The following is a 13636-nucleotide window of genomic DNA, read 5'->3' as shown; positions in this document are numbered from 1 at the left end:
CTGATGGTGTACGAGTTCAAGTTGCCCGACGTGGGCGAGGGTCTGACCGAGGCGGAGATCCTGAAGTGGTTCGTCGCGCCCGGTGATGCCGTGTCCGACGGGCAGGTCGTCTGCGAGGTCGAGACGGCGAAGGCGGCCGTGGAGCTGCCGATTCCGTTCGACGGGGTCGTACGGGAGTTGCGGTTCGCCGAGGGGACGACGGTGGATGTCGGCCAGGTGATCATTACCGTGGGTGGGGCGGGGGAGTCTGTGCCCGAGCCTCCCGCTGAGGTTGAGGCCGAGGAGCCTCAGGGGCGACAGCCTGTGCTGGTCGGGTACGGGGTTGCCGAGAGCTCGACCAAGCGGAGGGCGCGTAAGGACGACTCGGCACGTGGGGTTGTGCCCACCCTCCCCCAAGATCTCGACTCCGCTCGAGCAGGGGGGACCCCCATCGCCCCTGGCGGACCAGCTGCCCACAACGGGGAGGGAACGGCGGCCCCCACCACAGTGGTCAGCAACGGCACGGTCGTCCCCCGGCCCCTCGCCAAGCCCCCCGTCCGTAAGCTCGCCAAGGATCTCGGGGTGGACCTCGCGACCGTCACGCCCTCCGGGCCCGACGGGATCATCACGCGGGAGGACGTGCACGCGGCTGTCGCGCCCGCGCCGGAGCCCGTCGTCGAGGAGCAGGCTCCCGTCCAGGCACCCGTGGCCGCCGACGCCCGCGAGACCCGGATCCCCGTCAAGGGCGTACGGAAGGCGACCGCGCAGGCGATGGTCGGGTCCGCGTTCACCGCGCCGCACGTCACGGAGTTCGTGACCGTCGACGTGACGCGGACGATGAAGCTGGTCGAGGAGTTGAAGGGCGACAAGGAGATGCAGGGGCTGCGGGTCAATCCGCTGCTGCTCGTCGCCAAGGCGCTGCTCGTCGCGATCAAGCGGAACCCGGACGTCAACGCCGCCTGGGACGAGGCCAACCAGGAGATCGTGCGGAAGCACTACGTGAACCTGGGCATCGCCGCCGCGACCCCGCGCGGCCTGATCGTGCCGAACATCAAGGACGCGCACGCCCAGACCCTGCCCCAACTGGCCGAGGCGCTCGGCGAGTTGGTGTCCACGGCCAGGGAGGGCAAGACCTCCCCGGCCGCGATGCAGGGCGGCACCGTGACCATCACCAACGTGGGGGTCTTCGGGGTCGACACCGGTACGCCGATCCTCAACCCCGGCGAGTCCGCCATCCTCGCGGTCGGCGCGATCAAGCCGCAGCCGTGGGTGCACAAGGGCAAGGTCAAGCCGCGTCAGGTCACCACCCTGGCGCTCTCCTTCGACCACAGGCTCGTCGACGGCGAGCTGGGCTCCAAGGTCCTCGCCGATATCGCGGCGATCCTGGAGCAGCCCAAGCGCCTGATCACCTGGGCGTAGCCTGCACACGCCCTTCGCACATCGAGCCCGGGTGCGCCCCGCAAGGCGCATCCGGGCTCCCGCCTGTCCCGCCTCTCCCGCCCGTCCCGCCTCTCCCGCCCGTCCCCGTACGAAAGCTCCTGCCGTGCACGTCCTCTGGTTGCTCCTCGCCGTCTTCTCCGGGGCGCTGATATCCCTGCAGGCCCGCATCAACGGCCAGCTCGCCGCCGACCTCGGCGACGGGACGGCCGCCGCGGTGCTCTCCTTCGGCTCCGGGCTGCTCGTGCTCTCCGTGGGGCTGCTCGCGGTGCGGGGCGCCCGGCACGGGTTCGGCCGGGTGGTCCGGGACGTCCGGGCGGCGCGGCTGAAGTGGTGGCAGCTCCTCGGCGGGTGCGGCGGCGCCACGTTCGTGCTGGCGCAGGGCCTGACCGTCGGGGCGCTCGGCGTCGCGCTGTTCACGGTGGCCGTCGTCGCCGGGCAGGTGGGCGGCGGGCTGCTCGTCGACGCGAAGGGCCTCGGCCCTGCCGGTCCGCAGCGGCCCACGGTGCGGCGGGCGGTGGGTGCCGGGCTCGTGCTCGTGGCGGTCGGGGTGTCGATGGCGGACCGGCTGGGTGCCGGGTTCCCGTATCTGCTGCTCGTGCTGCCCGTGGTCGCCGGTGTGTGCGTCAGCTGGCAGCAGGCGGTGAACGGTCACGTACGGCTGTCGTCCGGGTCCGCGTACACCGGCACGTACGTCAACTTCCTCACCGGTACGGCCGTGCTGGGCCTGGTCTTCGTGGGGCACGCGGTCGCGGTCGGGGTGCCGGCGGGGCTGCCCGGCGATCCGTACCTGTATCTCGGCGGGCTCGTCGGCATCGCGTTCATCTCGGTCGCCGTGGCCGCTGTGCAGAAGCTGGGCGTGCTGCTGCTCGGCCTGTGCACGATCACCGGGCAGCTGCTCGGCTCGCTCGCCCTCGACGTGTTCCTGCCGCACGGCGATGCGCAGGTCAGCGCGTTCACGGTGGGCGGGGCGGCGCTGGCGCTCGCGGCTGTGGCGCTCGCGGCGGTGTCCGGCTCCTCCCGGGGCGGCAGGAGCCGGATCAGGGCCGCGAGCCCTCAGACCGGGAACGGCCGGGGCGTCAGTCCTGCTGCGCGCCGCTCGGCAGCGGACGCAGACGCATCGTCTTCGCGGAGTTCGACTTGAAGCCGTGGTCGAGCATCTTCGCCGCGTCGGCGTAGCGGTTCGAGTCGTTCAGGATCGCGCCGACCAGGGTCTTGTCGCCGCGAGTCGCGGCGAACACGAGGCAGGAGCCGGCGGCGCTGCCGGTACCGGTCTTGATGCCGATGGCGCCCTTGTAGGAGCCGAGCAGCTTGTTGGTGTTGTACCAGGTGTAGGTGCGGGTGCCGCCGCTGCTCGCCCGGGCCTTCTGCCTGGTGCTCTTCGCCTTCACGACCGTACGGAACGTGGAGTTCTTGACCGTGTGCGCGGCCAGTGTGCTCAGGTCCTTCGGCGTCGAGTAGTTCTTGCCGCCCTGCGAGATGCCGTCGAAGGAGTCGAACCTGGTGTTCTTCATGCCGAGCGCGGCGGCCTTCTTGTTCATCTTCGAGATGAACGACGCGGTGCGCGCCTTCACCGTCGAACCGCTGCCGAAGGCGTCGGCCAGGGCGTACGCCGCGTCGCAGCCGGAGGGCAGCAGCGTCGCGTAGAGCAGCTGGCGGACGGTGAGCTTGTCGCCGGTGCGCAGGTCGGCGGTGCTGGCGCCCTCCTTGGCGACGTAGTCGCGGTAGGTCTTCTTGACGGTGATCTTGCGGTCGAGTTTCAGGCCGGGGCTGTCCAGGACGACGGCAGCGGTCATGACCTTGGTGGTGGAGGCCATCTGCCGCTTGGTGTCGACGGCCTTCCCGAAGAGCTGTCTCCCGCTCTTCGCGTCCGCGAGGTAGGCGCCCTTGGCGCTGACGGACGGGGGTTTGGCGGCGGCCTGCGCGGGCGTCGCGAGCGGCGAGACGACCAGGGCGGCTCCGGTCGTGAGGACGACGGCGGCAGTCCTGCGCGCGCGTCGGGTGGTACGGATCAAAGTCGATGCTCCGAATTCGCGTAAGCGTCTGGGGAAAGACACCCGAGAGGTGTCAAATCGGAAACCCAGAAAGGCAGTTCCGGATACAAGACGTACGGCCGAAGTGAATGGATGCGCACTCGTCCGGGTGAAAGCGGGAACGCGCGAGCGTGTCCTGCGACCGACTTCGCACGTCCGATATCCGCACCCGTCCCGGATCCTGTCCCGGACCCCGTCCCGGACCCCGTCCCGGACCCCGTCCCGCATCCCGGACGCCGGTTCCTGATGCACACCTGATGTATCTATGCTGTGCGCATGCCTGCCGCACCCTCCCCCGCCCCCGCGCCCCCGACGAAGCAGCCCCCCGCCGCGGAGCGCGTCTACCAGCACGTGAAGCAGGCCGTACTGGAACGGCGGTACGAGGGCGGCACCCTCCTCACCGAGGGCGAGCTGGCCACCGACGTCGGCGTCTCCCGTACGCCCGTGCGCGAGGCCCTGCTCAAGCTGGAGGTCGAGGGGCTGCTGAAGCTCTACCCGAAGAAGGGCGCCCTGGTCCTGCCGGTCTCCGCGCAGGAGATCGCGGACGTGGTCGAGACCCGGCTGCTCGTCGAGGAGCACGCGGCGCGCAAGGCCGTGCCCGCGCCCGCAGCGCTCATCGAGCGCCTGGAGGAGCTCCTCGCCCAGCAGCGCGCACAGGCCGCGGCCGGGGACTTCGCGGCGGCCGCCGTCAGCGACCGCTGCTTCCACGCCGAGATCGTCCGCAGCGGCGGCAACGAGATCCTCTCCCGCCTCTACGACCAGCTCCGCGACCGGCAGTTGCGGATGGGCGTCGCCGTGATGCACTCGCACCCCGACCGCATCGCCAAGACCCTCGGCGAGCACGCCGAGATCCTCGACGCGCTGCGCGCGGGCGACGCGGACGCGGCCGTCGCCGTCGTCCACCGGCACGTCGGCTGGTTCTCCAACCTGGCCAGGGGAGACGTGCGATGAGCGATCGAGAGATCCGGCTCCCCGGCGATCCGCCCGGCGGCCGGAGGGCCGTCGCGGTCTGGTCGATCGGCGTCGCCGTCTACTTCGTCGCCGTCATCTTCCGCACCTCGCTCGGCGTCGCAGGCCTTGACGCCGCCGAACGCTTCCACGTCAGCGCCTCCGCCCTGTCCACGTTCTCGATCCTCCAGCTCCTCGTCTACGCGGGCATGCAGATCCCCGTGGGCCTGATGGTCGACCGGCTCGGCACGAAGAGGGTGCTGACCCTCGGCGTCGTCCTGTTCACCGTCGGCCAGCTCTCCTTCGCGCTCGCGCCCTCGTACGGCATGGCGCTCGCCGCGCGTGCGCTGCTCGGCTGCGGGGACGCGATGACCTTCATCAGCGTCCTTCGCCTGGGCACCCGCTGGTTCCCGGCGCGGCGCGGACCGCTCGTCGCGCAGCTCGCCGGGCTCATCGGGATGGGCGGCAACCTCGTGTCCACGCTCGTACTCTCGCGGATGCTGCACGGGCTCGGCTGGACCGCCGCGTTCGTGGGCAGCTCGCTCGCGGGCGTCGTCGTCCTCGTCCTGCTGCTGCTCTTCCTCAAGGACCACCCGGAGGGCCACGAGCCGCCGCCGGTCAAGCAGGCCCAGGGGCCCGCGTTCGTACGGCGGCAGATAGCGGAGGCCTGGCGGGAGCCCGGCACCCGGCTCGGGCTCTGGGTGCACTTCACCACGCAGTTCCCGATGATGGTCTTCACGCTGCTGTGGGGGATGCCGTTCCTGGTGGAGGCGCAGGGCCTGTCCCGCGCCGCGGCGGGTGAACTCCTCACCCTGACCGTGCTGTCGAGCATGACCATCGGCCTTGTCTACGGCCAGGTCGTCGCCCGCCACCACGCCGCCCGCACCCCTCTGGCCCTCGGCACGGTCACCGCGACCGCCCTCGCGTGGGCCCTCACCCTCGGCTACCCGGGCGAATCGGCGCCGACGGCCCTGCTCGTCGTCCTCTGCGTGGTGCTCGGCACCTGCGGACCGGCCTCGATGATCGGCTTCGACTTCGCCCGCCCCGCCAACCCGCCGGAGCGCCAGGGCACCGCCTCCGGCATCGTCAACATGGGCGGCTTCGTCGCCTCCATGACCACACTCCTCGCGGTCGGCGTCCTGCTCGACGCGACCGGCCAGAACTACCGGATCGCGTTCTGCTCGATCTTCGCCCTGGAGGCTCTGGGCGTCACGCAGATCCTGCGGCTGCGGCGGCGCGCGGTGCGGTTGGAGAGTGAGCGGTTGGTGGCGAGCCGGGTGGAGGCGGTGCACGTACCGGCGTAGGTCTTACGTCGGCGTCCCGGTGCGGGTGGTCCGGGGCTCGGCACCTGGGGCTGCGCCCCAGACCCCATCGGCCTGACGGCCTCGTCCTCAATCGCCGGACGGGCTAGCCGGTCACACCGTCATCGCCAAGTTCCGCAGGATCGCCTCCGCCAGCTCCTGGTCACCGTCCGCCTTCACGCGGTCCCGTACGGAGCCCGGCTTCACGCGGCCGCAGCACAGCTTGTAGAACGTCTCCCAGTCGAGCGCGAGCGTGACCGCGGGGCCGAGCGACGGGGCGTTGTCCACGGTCCCCCTGCCGTCGGCGTCGATCCGGACCGTACGCAGGAAGTCCACGGGGCCGCCGACGTCGAAGACGACCGCCGAGTTCACGGGCGCACCGGCCTGCTTGGCGACCACCTTGGGCAGCCCGGAGATCAGGATGTCCCGCGCGACATACGCGCCGGGGGAGTCCAGGTTGGCCGGGGTGTCGAGGGCCGTGCGCAGGTCCTGCTCGTGCACCCACACGTCGAACGCCCGCTTGCGAAGAGCCTCTTCGAGCGGCTCCTGGTTGCCGAGCGGCCCGCGCACCTGCGTCTGCGGGTCGCGCGACTCGTTCCGCAGCTGCCGGGAGCGGCGGATGATCGTGTACTCCAGCTCGGCGGTCATCTCCGGCGCCGTGTGGTGCCGGCGGACGTCGACCTGCACCTCCATGTACCGCTGCAGCTCCGTCTGCACGTGGTACAGGTCCCGCGGCAGCGTGTGGATCGGCCGGGGGTCGCCGAGCATCTCGCAGTCGAGCCCGATGACATGGGAGACGAGGTCCCGCACGGACCAGCCGGGGCAGGGCGTCGCCAGGTTCCAGGAGCCCTCCGCGAGCGGTGTCACCAGCTCGGATATGGCCTCCACGGAGTGGGTCCAGGAGTCGGCGTAGGTCTGGATGCTGGGATGGACGGTCACGGGACCCCTCGGGCGGTTCGTCTGTACGGGCTGGCAGGACTGCGTGGGAGGCTCGGCCCCTTAAGTTACGCTGCCGCACGGGCCGCCTGCAGTGCTTTCGTGTGACGATCGTAGGCGGTGATGGGTACTCGAATGCCAGGACGGTGGTAGTGTGCGCGCCTCGCTGATCCAGATCGACGTAGACCCCGACGAATCGGTCAATTCCCGCCGCTCCAGGGTGGCTTCACTGGTACGCGACCAGGCCGGGGCCGACTTGGTGGTGCTGCCGGAACTGTGGCCGGTCGGCGCCTTCGCGTACGACTCCTTCGGCACCGAGGCGGAAGCGCTGCGCGGGCCCACGCACGACGCGATGGCCGCCGCCGCGCACGACGCGGGCGTCTGGCTGCACGCCGGGTCGATCGTGGAGCGCGAGGACAGCGGCACGCTCTACAACACGACCCTCGTCTTCTCCCCCGACGGCGCCCTCGCCCAGACGTACCGCAAGATCCACCGCTTCGGCTTCGACAAGGGCGAGGCCACGATGATGGGCGCCGGCAAGGACCTCGTCACGGTCCCGCACCCGTCGACCGTGCTCGGCCTCGCCACCTGCTACGACCTGCGCTTTCCCGAGCTGTTCCGCGGCCTGGTCGACGCGGGCGCCGAGACCCTCGTCGTCTCCGCGGGCTGGCCCGAGCGCCGCCGCGCCCACTGGACGCTGCTCGCACAGGCCCGCGCGGTCGAGAACCAGGCGTACGTCCTGGCCTGCGGCACCGGCGGCGCGCACGCGGGGGTCCCGCAGGCGGGCCACAGCATCGTGGTCGACCCGTGGGGCGAGGTGCTGGCGGAGGCCGGCTCGGGCGAGGAGATCCTGACGGTGGACTTCGACCCGAGCGCGGTGGCGACGACCCGGGAACGCTTCCCGGCCCTGAAGGACCGGGTCCTGGGCTGACCCCGGGGCTCTGCCCCGGACCCCGTGTCGCGCTGAGGCGCTCGTCCTCAATCTCCCCCAGCTACCGCTGGGAGGTGCCCCCAGACGGGCTGGATTTGTCCCGCTCCGCCAACCGAATCACGCACACCGCCACCGCGATCACCAGCGCCGCATCCACGTCCTCCCGGACGACATTCACCCCGTACGTCTCCCTCAACGTCACCCACCGTCGAGAGATCTCCGCCAGCAGCTCCCCGTCGTACTCGACCGCGAACTCCCGGTCCAGGATCTTCCCGCTGACGTCCAGCTCCGTGCCCTCGACCAGGCTCACGCGGTAGTGGTTGCGCAGCAGCGAGAACTGCTTGCGGCGGACCGTCGCGAGGGGCTGCTCGCCGCGCTCGATGGTCATCGTGTCCCGCAGGGAGAGCATCTTCTTGCGGATGTCGATCAGCACGTCGCCCTGCGGATCCTTCAGCTCGAACGTCTCGCGCAGCCGCATCGCCTTCCCGTCCACGAGGAACGCCTTGCGGCCCTGCTCGTCCTCGATCCAGTAGTCGTCCCCGATACCTAAGACCCGGTCGCGCACCACGTATCTCATGGCGGGAATGCGTACCCGGGTGAGTGAGGTTGGATGGGGACATGGCTACACGTGCACGCGTTCGGGCCCCCGAGCTGATCGGCAAGGGCGGCTGGCTGAACACAGGAGATCAGCAGTACACCCTCGCCGACCTGCGGGGACGCATCGTCGTTCTGGACTTCTGGACCTTCTGCTGCATCAACTGTCTGCACGTACTCGACGAGCTCCGCGAGATGGAGCGCAAGCACGCCGACACGGTCGTGATCATCGGCGTGCACTCGCCGAAGTTCGTGCACGAGGCCGAGCACCAGGCCGTCGTCGACGCCGTCGAGCGGTACGAGGTGCACCACCCGGTGCTCGACGACCCCGAGCTCGCCACCTGGAAGCAGTACGCGGTCCGCGCCTGGCCCACGCTCGTCGTCATCGACCCCGAGGGGTACGTGGTCGCGCAGCACGCCGGTGAGGGGCACGCGCACGCGATCGAGAAGCTGGTCGAGGAGCTGGAGGCCGAGCACGAGGCCAAGGGCACGCTCCGCCGCGGGGACGGTCCGTACGTCCCGCCGGAGCCCGTCGCCACCGACCTGCGCTTCCCCGGCAAGGCGCTGCTGCTGCCCGGCGGCACCTTCCTGGTCTCCGACTCGACCCGGCACCAGCTGGTCGAGCTGGAGGCGGACGGGGAGACCGTCGTACGCCGCATCGGCAGCGGCGAGCGCGGCCTCGGCCCGGACGCCTTCAGCGAGCCGCAGGGCCTCGCGCTGCTGCCCTCCGGCAAGGTCCTGGTCGCCGACACGGTGAACCACGCGCTGCGCACGTACGACCCGGAGACCGGTGCCGTCGAGACGGTCGCGGGCACCGGGCGGCAGTGGATGCAGGGCGAACCCACCTCCGGCCCGGCCCGCGAGGTCAGCCTCTCCTCGCCCTGGGACGTGGCGGTCTTCGACGGCCTGGTGTGGATCGCGATGGCGGGCGTGCACCAGCTGTGGACGTACGACCCGGAGGCGGGCACCGTCCAGGTCGCGGCGGGCACCACCAACGAGGGCCTGGTCGACGGCCCGGCCGCCGAGGCCTGGTTCGCGCAGCCGTCCGGGCTCGCGGCGACCGAGGACCGGCTGTGGATCGCCGACTCGGAGACGAGCGCACTGCGCTGGATCGACCCGGACCGCGTGGTCCACACGGCCGTCGGCACCGGCCTCTTCGACTTCGGCCACCGGGACGGCGCGGCCGGACAGGCCCTGCTCCAGCACCCGTTGGGCGTCACCGCGCTCCCGGACGGCTCGGTGGCGATCTCGGACACGTACAACCACGCGCTGCGCCGCTTCGACCCGGCGAGCGGTGAAGTGACCACCCTGGCAACGGACTTGAGGGAGCCGAGCGCCGCGGTCGTGGTCGGTGAGGACGTCGTGGTCGTCGAGTCGGCCCGCCACCGCCTCACCCGCCTGCGCCTGCCCGAAGAGGCCGTACGCGTCGAGTCCGTCGCCCACCGCACCCAGCGCGCCGCCACCGAAGTGGCCCCCGGCGCGCTGCGGTTGGACGTGGTCTTCCAGGCGCCGACAGGCCAGAAGCTCGACACCCGCTACGGCCCCTCGACCCGTCTGCTCGTCTCCTCCACCCCGCCCGAGCTGCTGCTCGACGGCGAGGGTCAGGGCACGGACCTGGCCCGCGCCCTGACCCTCAACCCCGAGGTCACGGAGGGCGTCCTGCACGTCTCGGCGATGGCCGCGAGCTGCGACGACGACCCGAACAACGAGTACCCGGCCTGCCACGTCCACCAGCAGGACTGGGGCGTCCCGGTCCGCCTCACGGAGAGCGGCGCGGACCGGCTGCCGCTGGTGCTCGCGGGGCTCGACGCCTGAACCGCGGGGGTGCGGCGGGCGCGGCGGTCGCGGCGATCAGAGGCCGTGCCCGTCGTCCCGCTCGGTGACGACCGGCGGGACGACAGCCCGCCTGCGCCGGGCGATGGACGTGTAGGCCGCCACACCGATGAAGCCGACCAGCATCAGGATCAGACCGACCAGGTCCAGGTCGACTCCGCTCATCTCCCAGTCCGTGGCGAACGTGAGAATGGCTCCTACGGCGATCAGCAGAATGCATCCGCCCAGGCCCATGGTCTCGCCTCCTCGTGTATCCGTGGTCCTCGGGTACCCGAGGGGCGAACGGACATGCAGGAAGCGGGAGTTCACCCCTCCAGGAACGCCGCGAGCGCGTTGGCGAGCAGATACGGGTCCTTCGCCCCGCACAGTTCACGCGCGCTGTGCATCGACAGGATCGCGACGCCGATGTCGACCGTCTTGATGCCGTGCCGGGCCGCGGTGATCGGGCCGATGGTCGTGCCGCACGGCATCGAGTTGTTGGAGACGAATGACTGGAAGGGCACGTCCGCCTTCTCGCAGGCGGCGGCGAACACCGCGCGCCCCGAACCGTCCGTGGCGTAGCGGTTGTTGACGTTGACCTTGAGGATCGGCCCGCCGCCCGCGCGCGGCAGATGCGTCGGGTCGTGCCGCTCCGCGTAGTTGGGGTGCACGGCGTGCCCGGTGTCCGAGGAGAGGCAGACGCTCCCGGCGAAGGCGCGGGCCTTGTCCTCGTGGGCGCCGCCGCGCGCGTACACCGACCGTTCGAGCACGGAGCCGAGCAGCGGACCGTCGGCGCCGGTGTCGGACTGGGAGCCGTTCTCCTCGTGGTCGAAGGCGGCGAGCACGGGGATGTACGGCAGGCTCTCCGAACCCGCGACCGCGACGAGGGCGGCCGTACCGGCGTGCACCGAGAGCAGGTTGTCCATCCGCGGCCCCGCGAGCAGCTCCCGGTCGCGGCCGAGGTAGGCGGGCGGCTCGATGGAGTGCGTCATCAGGTCCCAGCCGGTGACGTCGCCCGCCGCGAGGGAGAGTTCCTCCTCCAGGAAGCGGATCAGGTCGCCCTCGCGGGTGTCGCCGAGGCCCCAGACGGGCTGCATGTGCTTCTGCTTGTCGAGCTGCAGCCCCTTCTCGTAGATGGTCCGGTCCATGTGGATCGCCAGCTGCGGTACGCGGAGCAGCGCGCGGTCGACGTTGACGAGGCGGGTCGAGCCGTCCTTGAGGGAGAGGCGGCCGGCGAGGCCGAGGTCCCGGTCGAGCCAGGAGTTGAGCAGCGGCCCCCCGTAGATCTCCACGGCGACCTGGCGCCAGCCGTGCGCGCCGGTGTCCGGCAGCGGCTTGACCCGCAGGTTCGGGGAGTCGGTGTGCGCGCCCACGATCCGGAACGGGGTGTGCGCCTCGGCGCCCTCCGGCACGTACCAGGCGACGACGGCGCCGCCGCGCACCACGTACTTGCCCCCGCTCGTCCCGTCCCAGGCGTCGGTCTCCGCGACCTGCCGGAACCCGGCCTTCTCCAGGCGCTCCGCGACGCTCGCCACCGCGTGGTACGGCGAGGGGCTCGCGCTGAGGAAGGACATCAGGTCGTCGGTGTGTCCGCGGTCGAACCGGGAGGGCGATGAGCTCATGGTGTTCACCTTAACGACGTACGCGGGCCCCCTCCCCGTGATGGGAAGGGGGCCCGCGCAGCAGTGATCCTTACAGTGCTTAGAACGCGGCCTCGTCCAGCTCCATCAGGTCGAGGCCCGACTCGCTGGTGGACTGGGCGAGCTTGCGCGCACCCGTGACGCCGGGCAGGACGTTGGCGGCGAAGAACTTCGCGGCCGCGATCTTGCCGGTGTAGAAGGTCTTGTCCTTCGAGGAGGCCGTCTCCAGCTTCTCGGCGGCCACGGCGGCACCGCGAAGGAGCAGGTAGCCGACGACCACGTCACCGGAGGCCATCAGCAGGCGGGTGCTGTTGAGGCCGACCTTGTAGATGTTCTTGACGTCCTGCTCGGTGGCGGCGAGGTCGGTGAGCATCAGGCCGACGATGGCCTCCAGCTCGACGGCGGCCTTGGCGAGCTGCTCGCGGGCGGCGGACAGCTCGTCGCCGCCGGTGCCGACGGCCAGGAACTTCTTGATGTCCTCGGCCAGGCCGTTCAGGGCGGCGCCCTGGTTGCGGACGATCTTCCGGAAGAAGAAGTCCTGGCCCTGGATGGCGGTGGTGCCCTCGTAGAGGGTGTCGATCTTGGCGTCCCGGATGTACTGCTCGATCGGGTACTCCTGCAGGAAGCCGGAGCCGCCGAAGGTCTGCAGCGACTGGGCCAGCTGCTCGTAGCCCTTCTCCGAGCCGTAGCCCTTGACGATCGGGAGCAGGAGGTCGTTCAGAGCCTCAAGGGCCTTGGTGTCCTCGCCCGCGGCTTCCTTCAGGGCGATCTCGTCCTGGACGGAGGCGGTGTGCAGGACCAGGGCGCGCATGCCCTCCGCGTACGCCTTCTGCGTCATCAGGGAGCGGCGCACGTCCGGGTGGTGCGTGATGGTGACCTTGGGCGCGGTCTTGTCCATGAACTGCGACAGGTCGGTGCCCTGCACGCGCTCCTTGGCGTACTCCAGGGCGTTGAGGTAGCCCGTCGAGAGCGTGGAGATCGCCTTCGTGCCGACCATCATGCGGGCGAACTCGATGATGCGGAACATCTGGCGGATGCCGTCGTGCTTGTCGCCGATCAGCCAGCCCTTGGCGGGGTGCCGGTCGCCGAAGGTCATCTCGCAGGTGTTGGAGGCCTTGAGGCCCATCTTGTGCTCGACGTTGGTGGCGTAGGCGCCGTTGCGCTCGCCCAGCTCGCCGGTCTCGAAGTCGAAGAGGTACTTCGGGACGAGGAAGAGGGACAGGCCCTTGGTGCCGGGGCCCGCGCCCTCCGGCCGCGCGAGGACGTAGTGGAGGATGTTCTCCTCCATGTCGTGCTCACCGGACGTGATGAAGCGCTTCACGCCCTCGATGTGCCAGGAGCCGTCCTCCTGCTGCACGGCCTTGGTGCGGCCGGCGCCGACGTCCGAACCGGCGTCCGGCTCGGTGAGGACCATCGTCGAGCCCCAGGTCTTCTCGACTGCGATCTTGGCCCACTTCTTCTGCTCCTCGGTGCCCTCCTCGAAGAGGATGCGGGCGAACGCCGGGCCGGAGGAGTACATCCAGACGGCCGGGTTGGCGCCGAGGATCAGCTCCGCGTACGCCCAGATCAGGGACGGCGGGGCGGTGGTGCCGCCGATCTCCTCGGGCAGGCCGAGGCGCCAGTACTCGGAGTCCATGAAGGCCTTGTAGGACTTCTTGAAGGATGCCGGGACGGGCGCGGTGCTGGTCTCCGGGTCGAAGACCGGCGGGTTGCGGTCGGCGTCCGCGAAGGACTCGGCCAGGTCGTTCTCGGCGAGGCGGGTGAGCTCCGACAGGACGCTCTTGGCGGTCTCGGTGTCCATCTCCGCGAACGGGCCGCTGCCGTACAGCTTGTCGCGACCGAGCACCTCGAAGAGGTTGAACTCGATGTCCCGGAGGTTCGACTTGTAGTGCCCCATGGCGACGGCTCCAAAAAGACTTCAATGCGGCGCGAAGCGCCTCGATGAGGGGTGGTGGTCGGGCGACGGGTGGGCGGCTTGGGAGGCGGATTCTCATACACGTACCAGCAAGTAGCTACGATGATGCT

At 70.6% G+C, this 13636-nt stretch carries 12 protein-coding genes; 6 read left to right on the top strand and 6 right to left on the bottom strand.

Annotated features, from left to right (window positions below; genetic code table 11):
• Nucleotides 1-3: 3 nt before the first annotated feature.
• The gene (locus QIT00_RS20810) at nucleotides 4-1398 is read left to right on the top strand and encodes a dihydrolipoamide acetyltransferase family protein (protein WP_282536831.1); all 1395 of its coding nucleotides are present in this window, start codon (nucleotides 4-6) and stop codon (nucleotides 1396-1398) included.
• A 124-nt stretch (nucleotides 1399-1522) separates the two neighbouring features.
• Complete coding sequence (locus tag QIT00_RS20805) at nucleotides 1523-2560, top strand: DMT family transporter (protein WP_282536830.1); 1038 nt, start codon at nucleotides 1523-1525, stop codon at nucleotides 2558-2560.
• Here QIT00_RS20805 and QIT00_RS20800 read toward each other — a convergent pair.
• Nucleotides 2496-3431 carry a D-alanyl-D-alanine carboxypeptidase family protein gene (locus QIT00_RS20800; protein WP_408909810.1) on the bottom strand — a complete coding sequence of 312 codons (936 nt, stop codon included), beginning with the start codon at nucleotides 3429-3431 and terminating at the stop codon, nucleotides 2496-2498. The genes QIT00_RS20805 and QIT00_RS20800 overlap by 65 nt on opposite strands.
• A gap of 294 nt (nucleotides 3432-3725) precedes the next feature.
• Here QIT00_RS20800 and QIT00_RS20795 point away from each other — a divergent pair, with 294 nt between their 5' ends.
• Nucleotides 3726-4400 carry a GntR family transcriptional regulator gene (locus QIT00_RS20795; RefSeq protein WP_282536829.1) on the top strand — a complete coding sequence of 225 codons (675 nt, stop codon included), beginning with the start codon at nucleotides 3726-3728 and terminating at the stop codon, nucleotides 4398-4400.
• Nucleotides 4397-5701, top strand: a complete 1305-nt coding sequence (locus QIT00_RS20790) for an MFS transporter (protein ID WP_282536828.1) — start codon at nucleotides 4397-4399, stop codon at nucleotides 5699-5701. The genes QIT00_RS20795 and QIT00_RS20790 overlap by 4 nt, the downstream gene beginning before the upstream one ends.
• 111 nt (nucleotides 5702-5812) lie before the next feature.
• Here the strand turns inward: QIT00_RS20790 and QIT00_RS20785 are convergent, their stop codons facing one another.
• Complete coding sequence (locus QIT00_RS20785; protein ID WP_282536827.1) at nucleotides 5813-6637, bottom strand: maleylpyruvate isomerase family mycothiol-dependent enzyme; 825 nt, start codon at nucleotides 6635-6637, stop codon at nucleotides 5813-5815.
• Between the two features lie 151 nt (nucleotides 6638-6788).
• On the opposite strand from QIT00_RS20785, the gene QIT00_RS20780 reads away from it, so the two are divergent.
• Nucleotides 6789-7565: a carbon-nitrogen family hydrolase gene (locus QIT00_RS20780; RefSeq protein WP_282536826.1), complete on the top strand. Its 777-nt coding sequence runs from the start codon at nucleotides 6789-6791 to the stop codon at nucleotides 7563-7565.
• Nucleotides 7566-7626: 61 nt separating this feature from the next.
• On the opposite strand, the gene QIT00_RS20775 is transcribed toward QIT00_RS20780, so the two are convergent.
• Nucleotides 7627-8142: an LURP-one-related/scramblase family protein gene (locus tag QIT00_RS20775; RefSeq protein ID WP_282536825.1), complete on the bottom strand. Its 516-nt coding sequence runs from the start codon at nucleotides 8140-8142 to the stop codon at nucleotides 7627-7629.
• Between the two features lie 41 nt (nucleotides 8143-8183).
• Between QIT00_RS20775 and QIT00_RS20770 the strand changes: the two genes are divergently transcribed.
• On the top strand, nucleotides 8184-9974 hold the full coding sequence (locus QIT00_RS20770; protein WP_282536824.1) for an NHL domain-containing thioredoxin family protein: 1791 nt from the start codon (nucleotides 8184-8186) through the stop codon (nucleotides 9972-9974).
• 36 nt (nucleotides 9975-10010) lie between these two features.
• On the opposite strand, the gene QIT00_RS20765 is transcribed toward QIT00_RS20770, so the two are convergent.
• The 3 genes from QIT00_RS20765 to QIT00_RS20755 all read right to left on the bottom strand — a co-directional run bounded on the left by QIT00_RS20765 (nucleotide 10011) and on the right by QIT00_RS20755 (nucleotide 13508).
• On the bottom strand, nucleotides 10011-10226 hold the full coding sequence (locus tag QIT00_RS20765) for a DUF6458 family protein (protein ID WP_282536823.1): 216 nt from the start codon (nucleotides 10224-10226) through the stop codon (nucleotides 10011-10013).
• Nucleotides 10227-10297: 71 nt separating this feature from the next.
• Nucleotides 10298-11593 (bottom strand): M18 family aminopeptidase, encoded by a 1296-nt coding sequence (locus QIT00_RS20760; RefSeq protein ID WP_282536822.1) that lies wholly within the window; start codon nucleotides 11591-11593, stop codon nucleotides 10298-10300.
• A gap of 79 nt (nucleotides 11594-11672) precedes the next feature.
• Nucleotides 11673-13508: an acyl-CoA dehydrogenase gene (locus QIT00_RS20755; RefSeq protein WP_282536821.1), complete on the bottom strand. Its 1836-nt coding sequence runs from the start codon at nucleotides 13506-13508 to the stop codon at nucleotides 11673-11675.
• Nucleotides 13509-13636: the final 128 nt, after the last annotated feature.

Origin of the sequence: Streptomyces luteolus, assembly GCF_029968015.1 — a bacterium.
Classification (GTDB): Bacteria; Actinomycetota; Actinomycetes; order Streptomycetales; family Streptomycetaceae; genus Streptomyces; species Streptomyces luteolus.
This window is presented reverse-complemented; position numbering and strand designations above follow the sequence as displayed.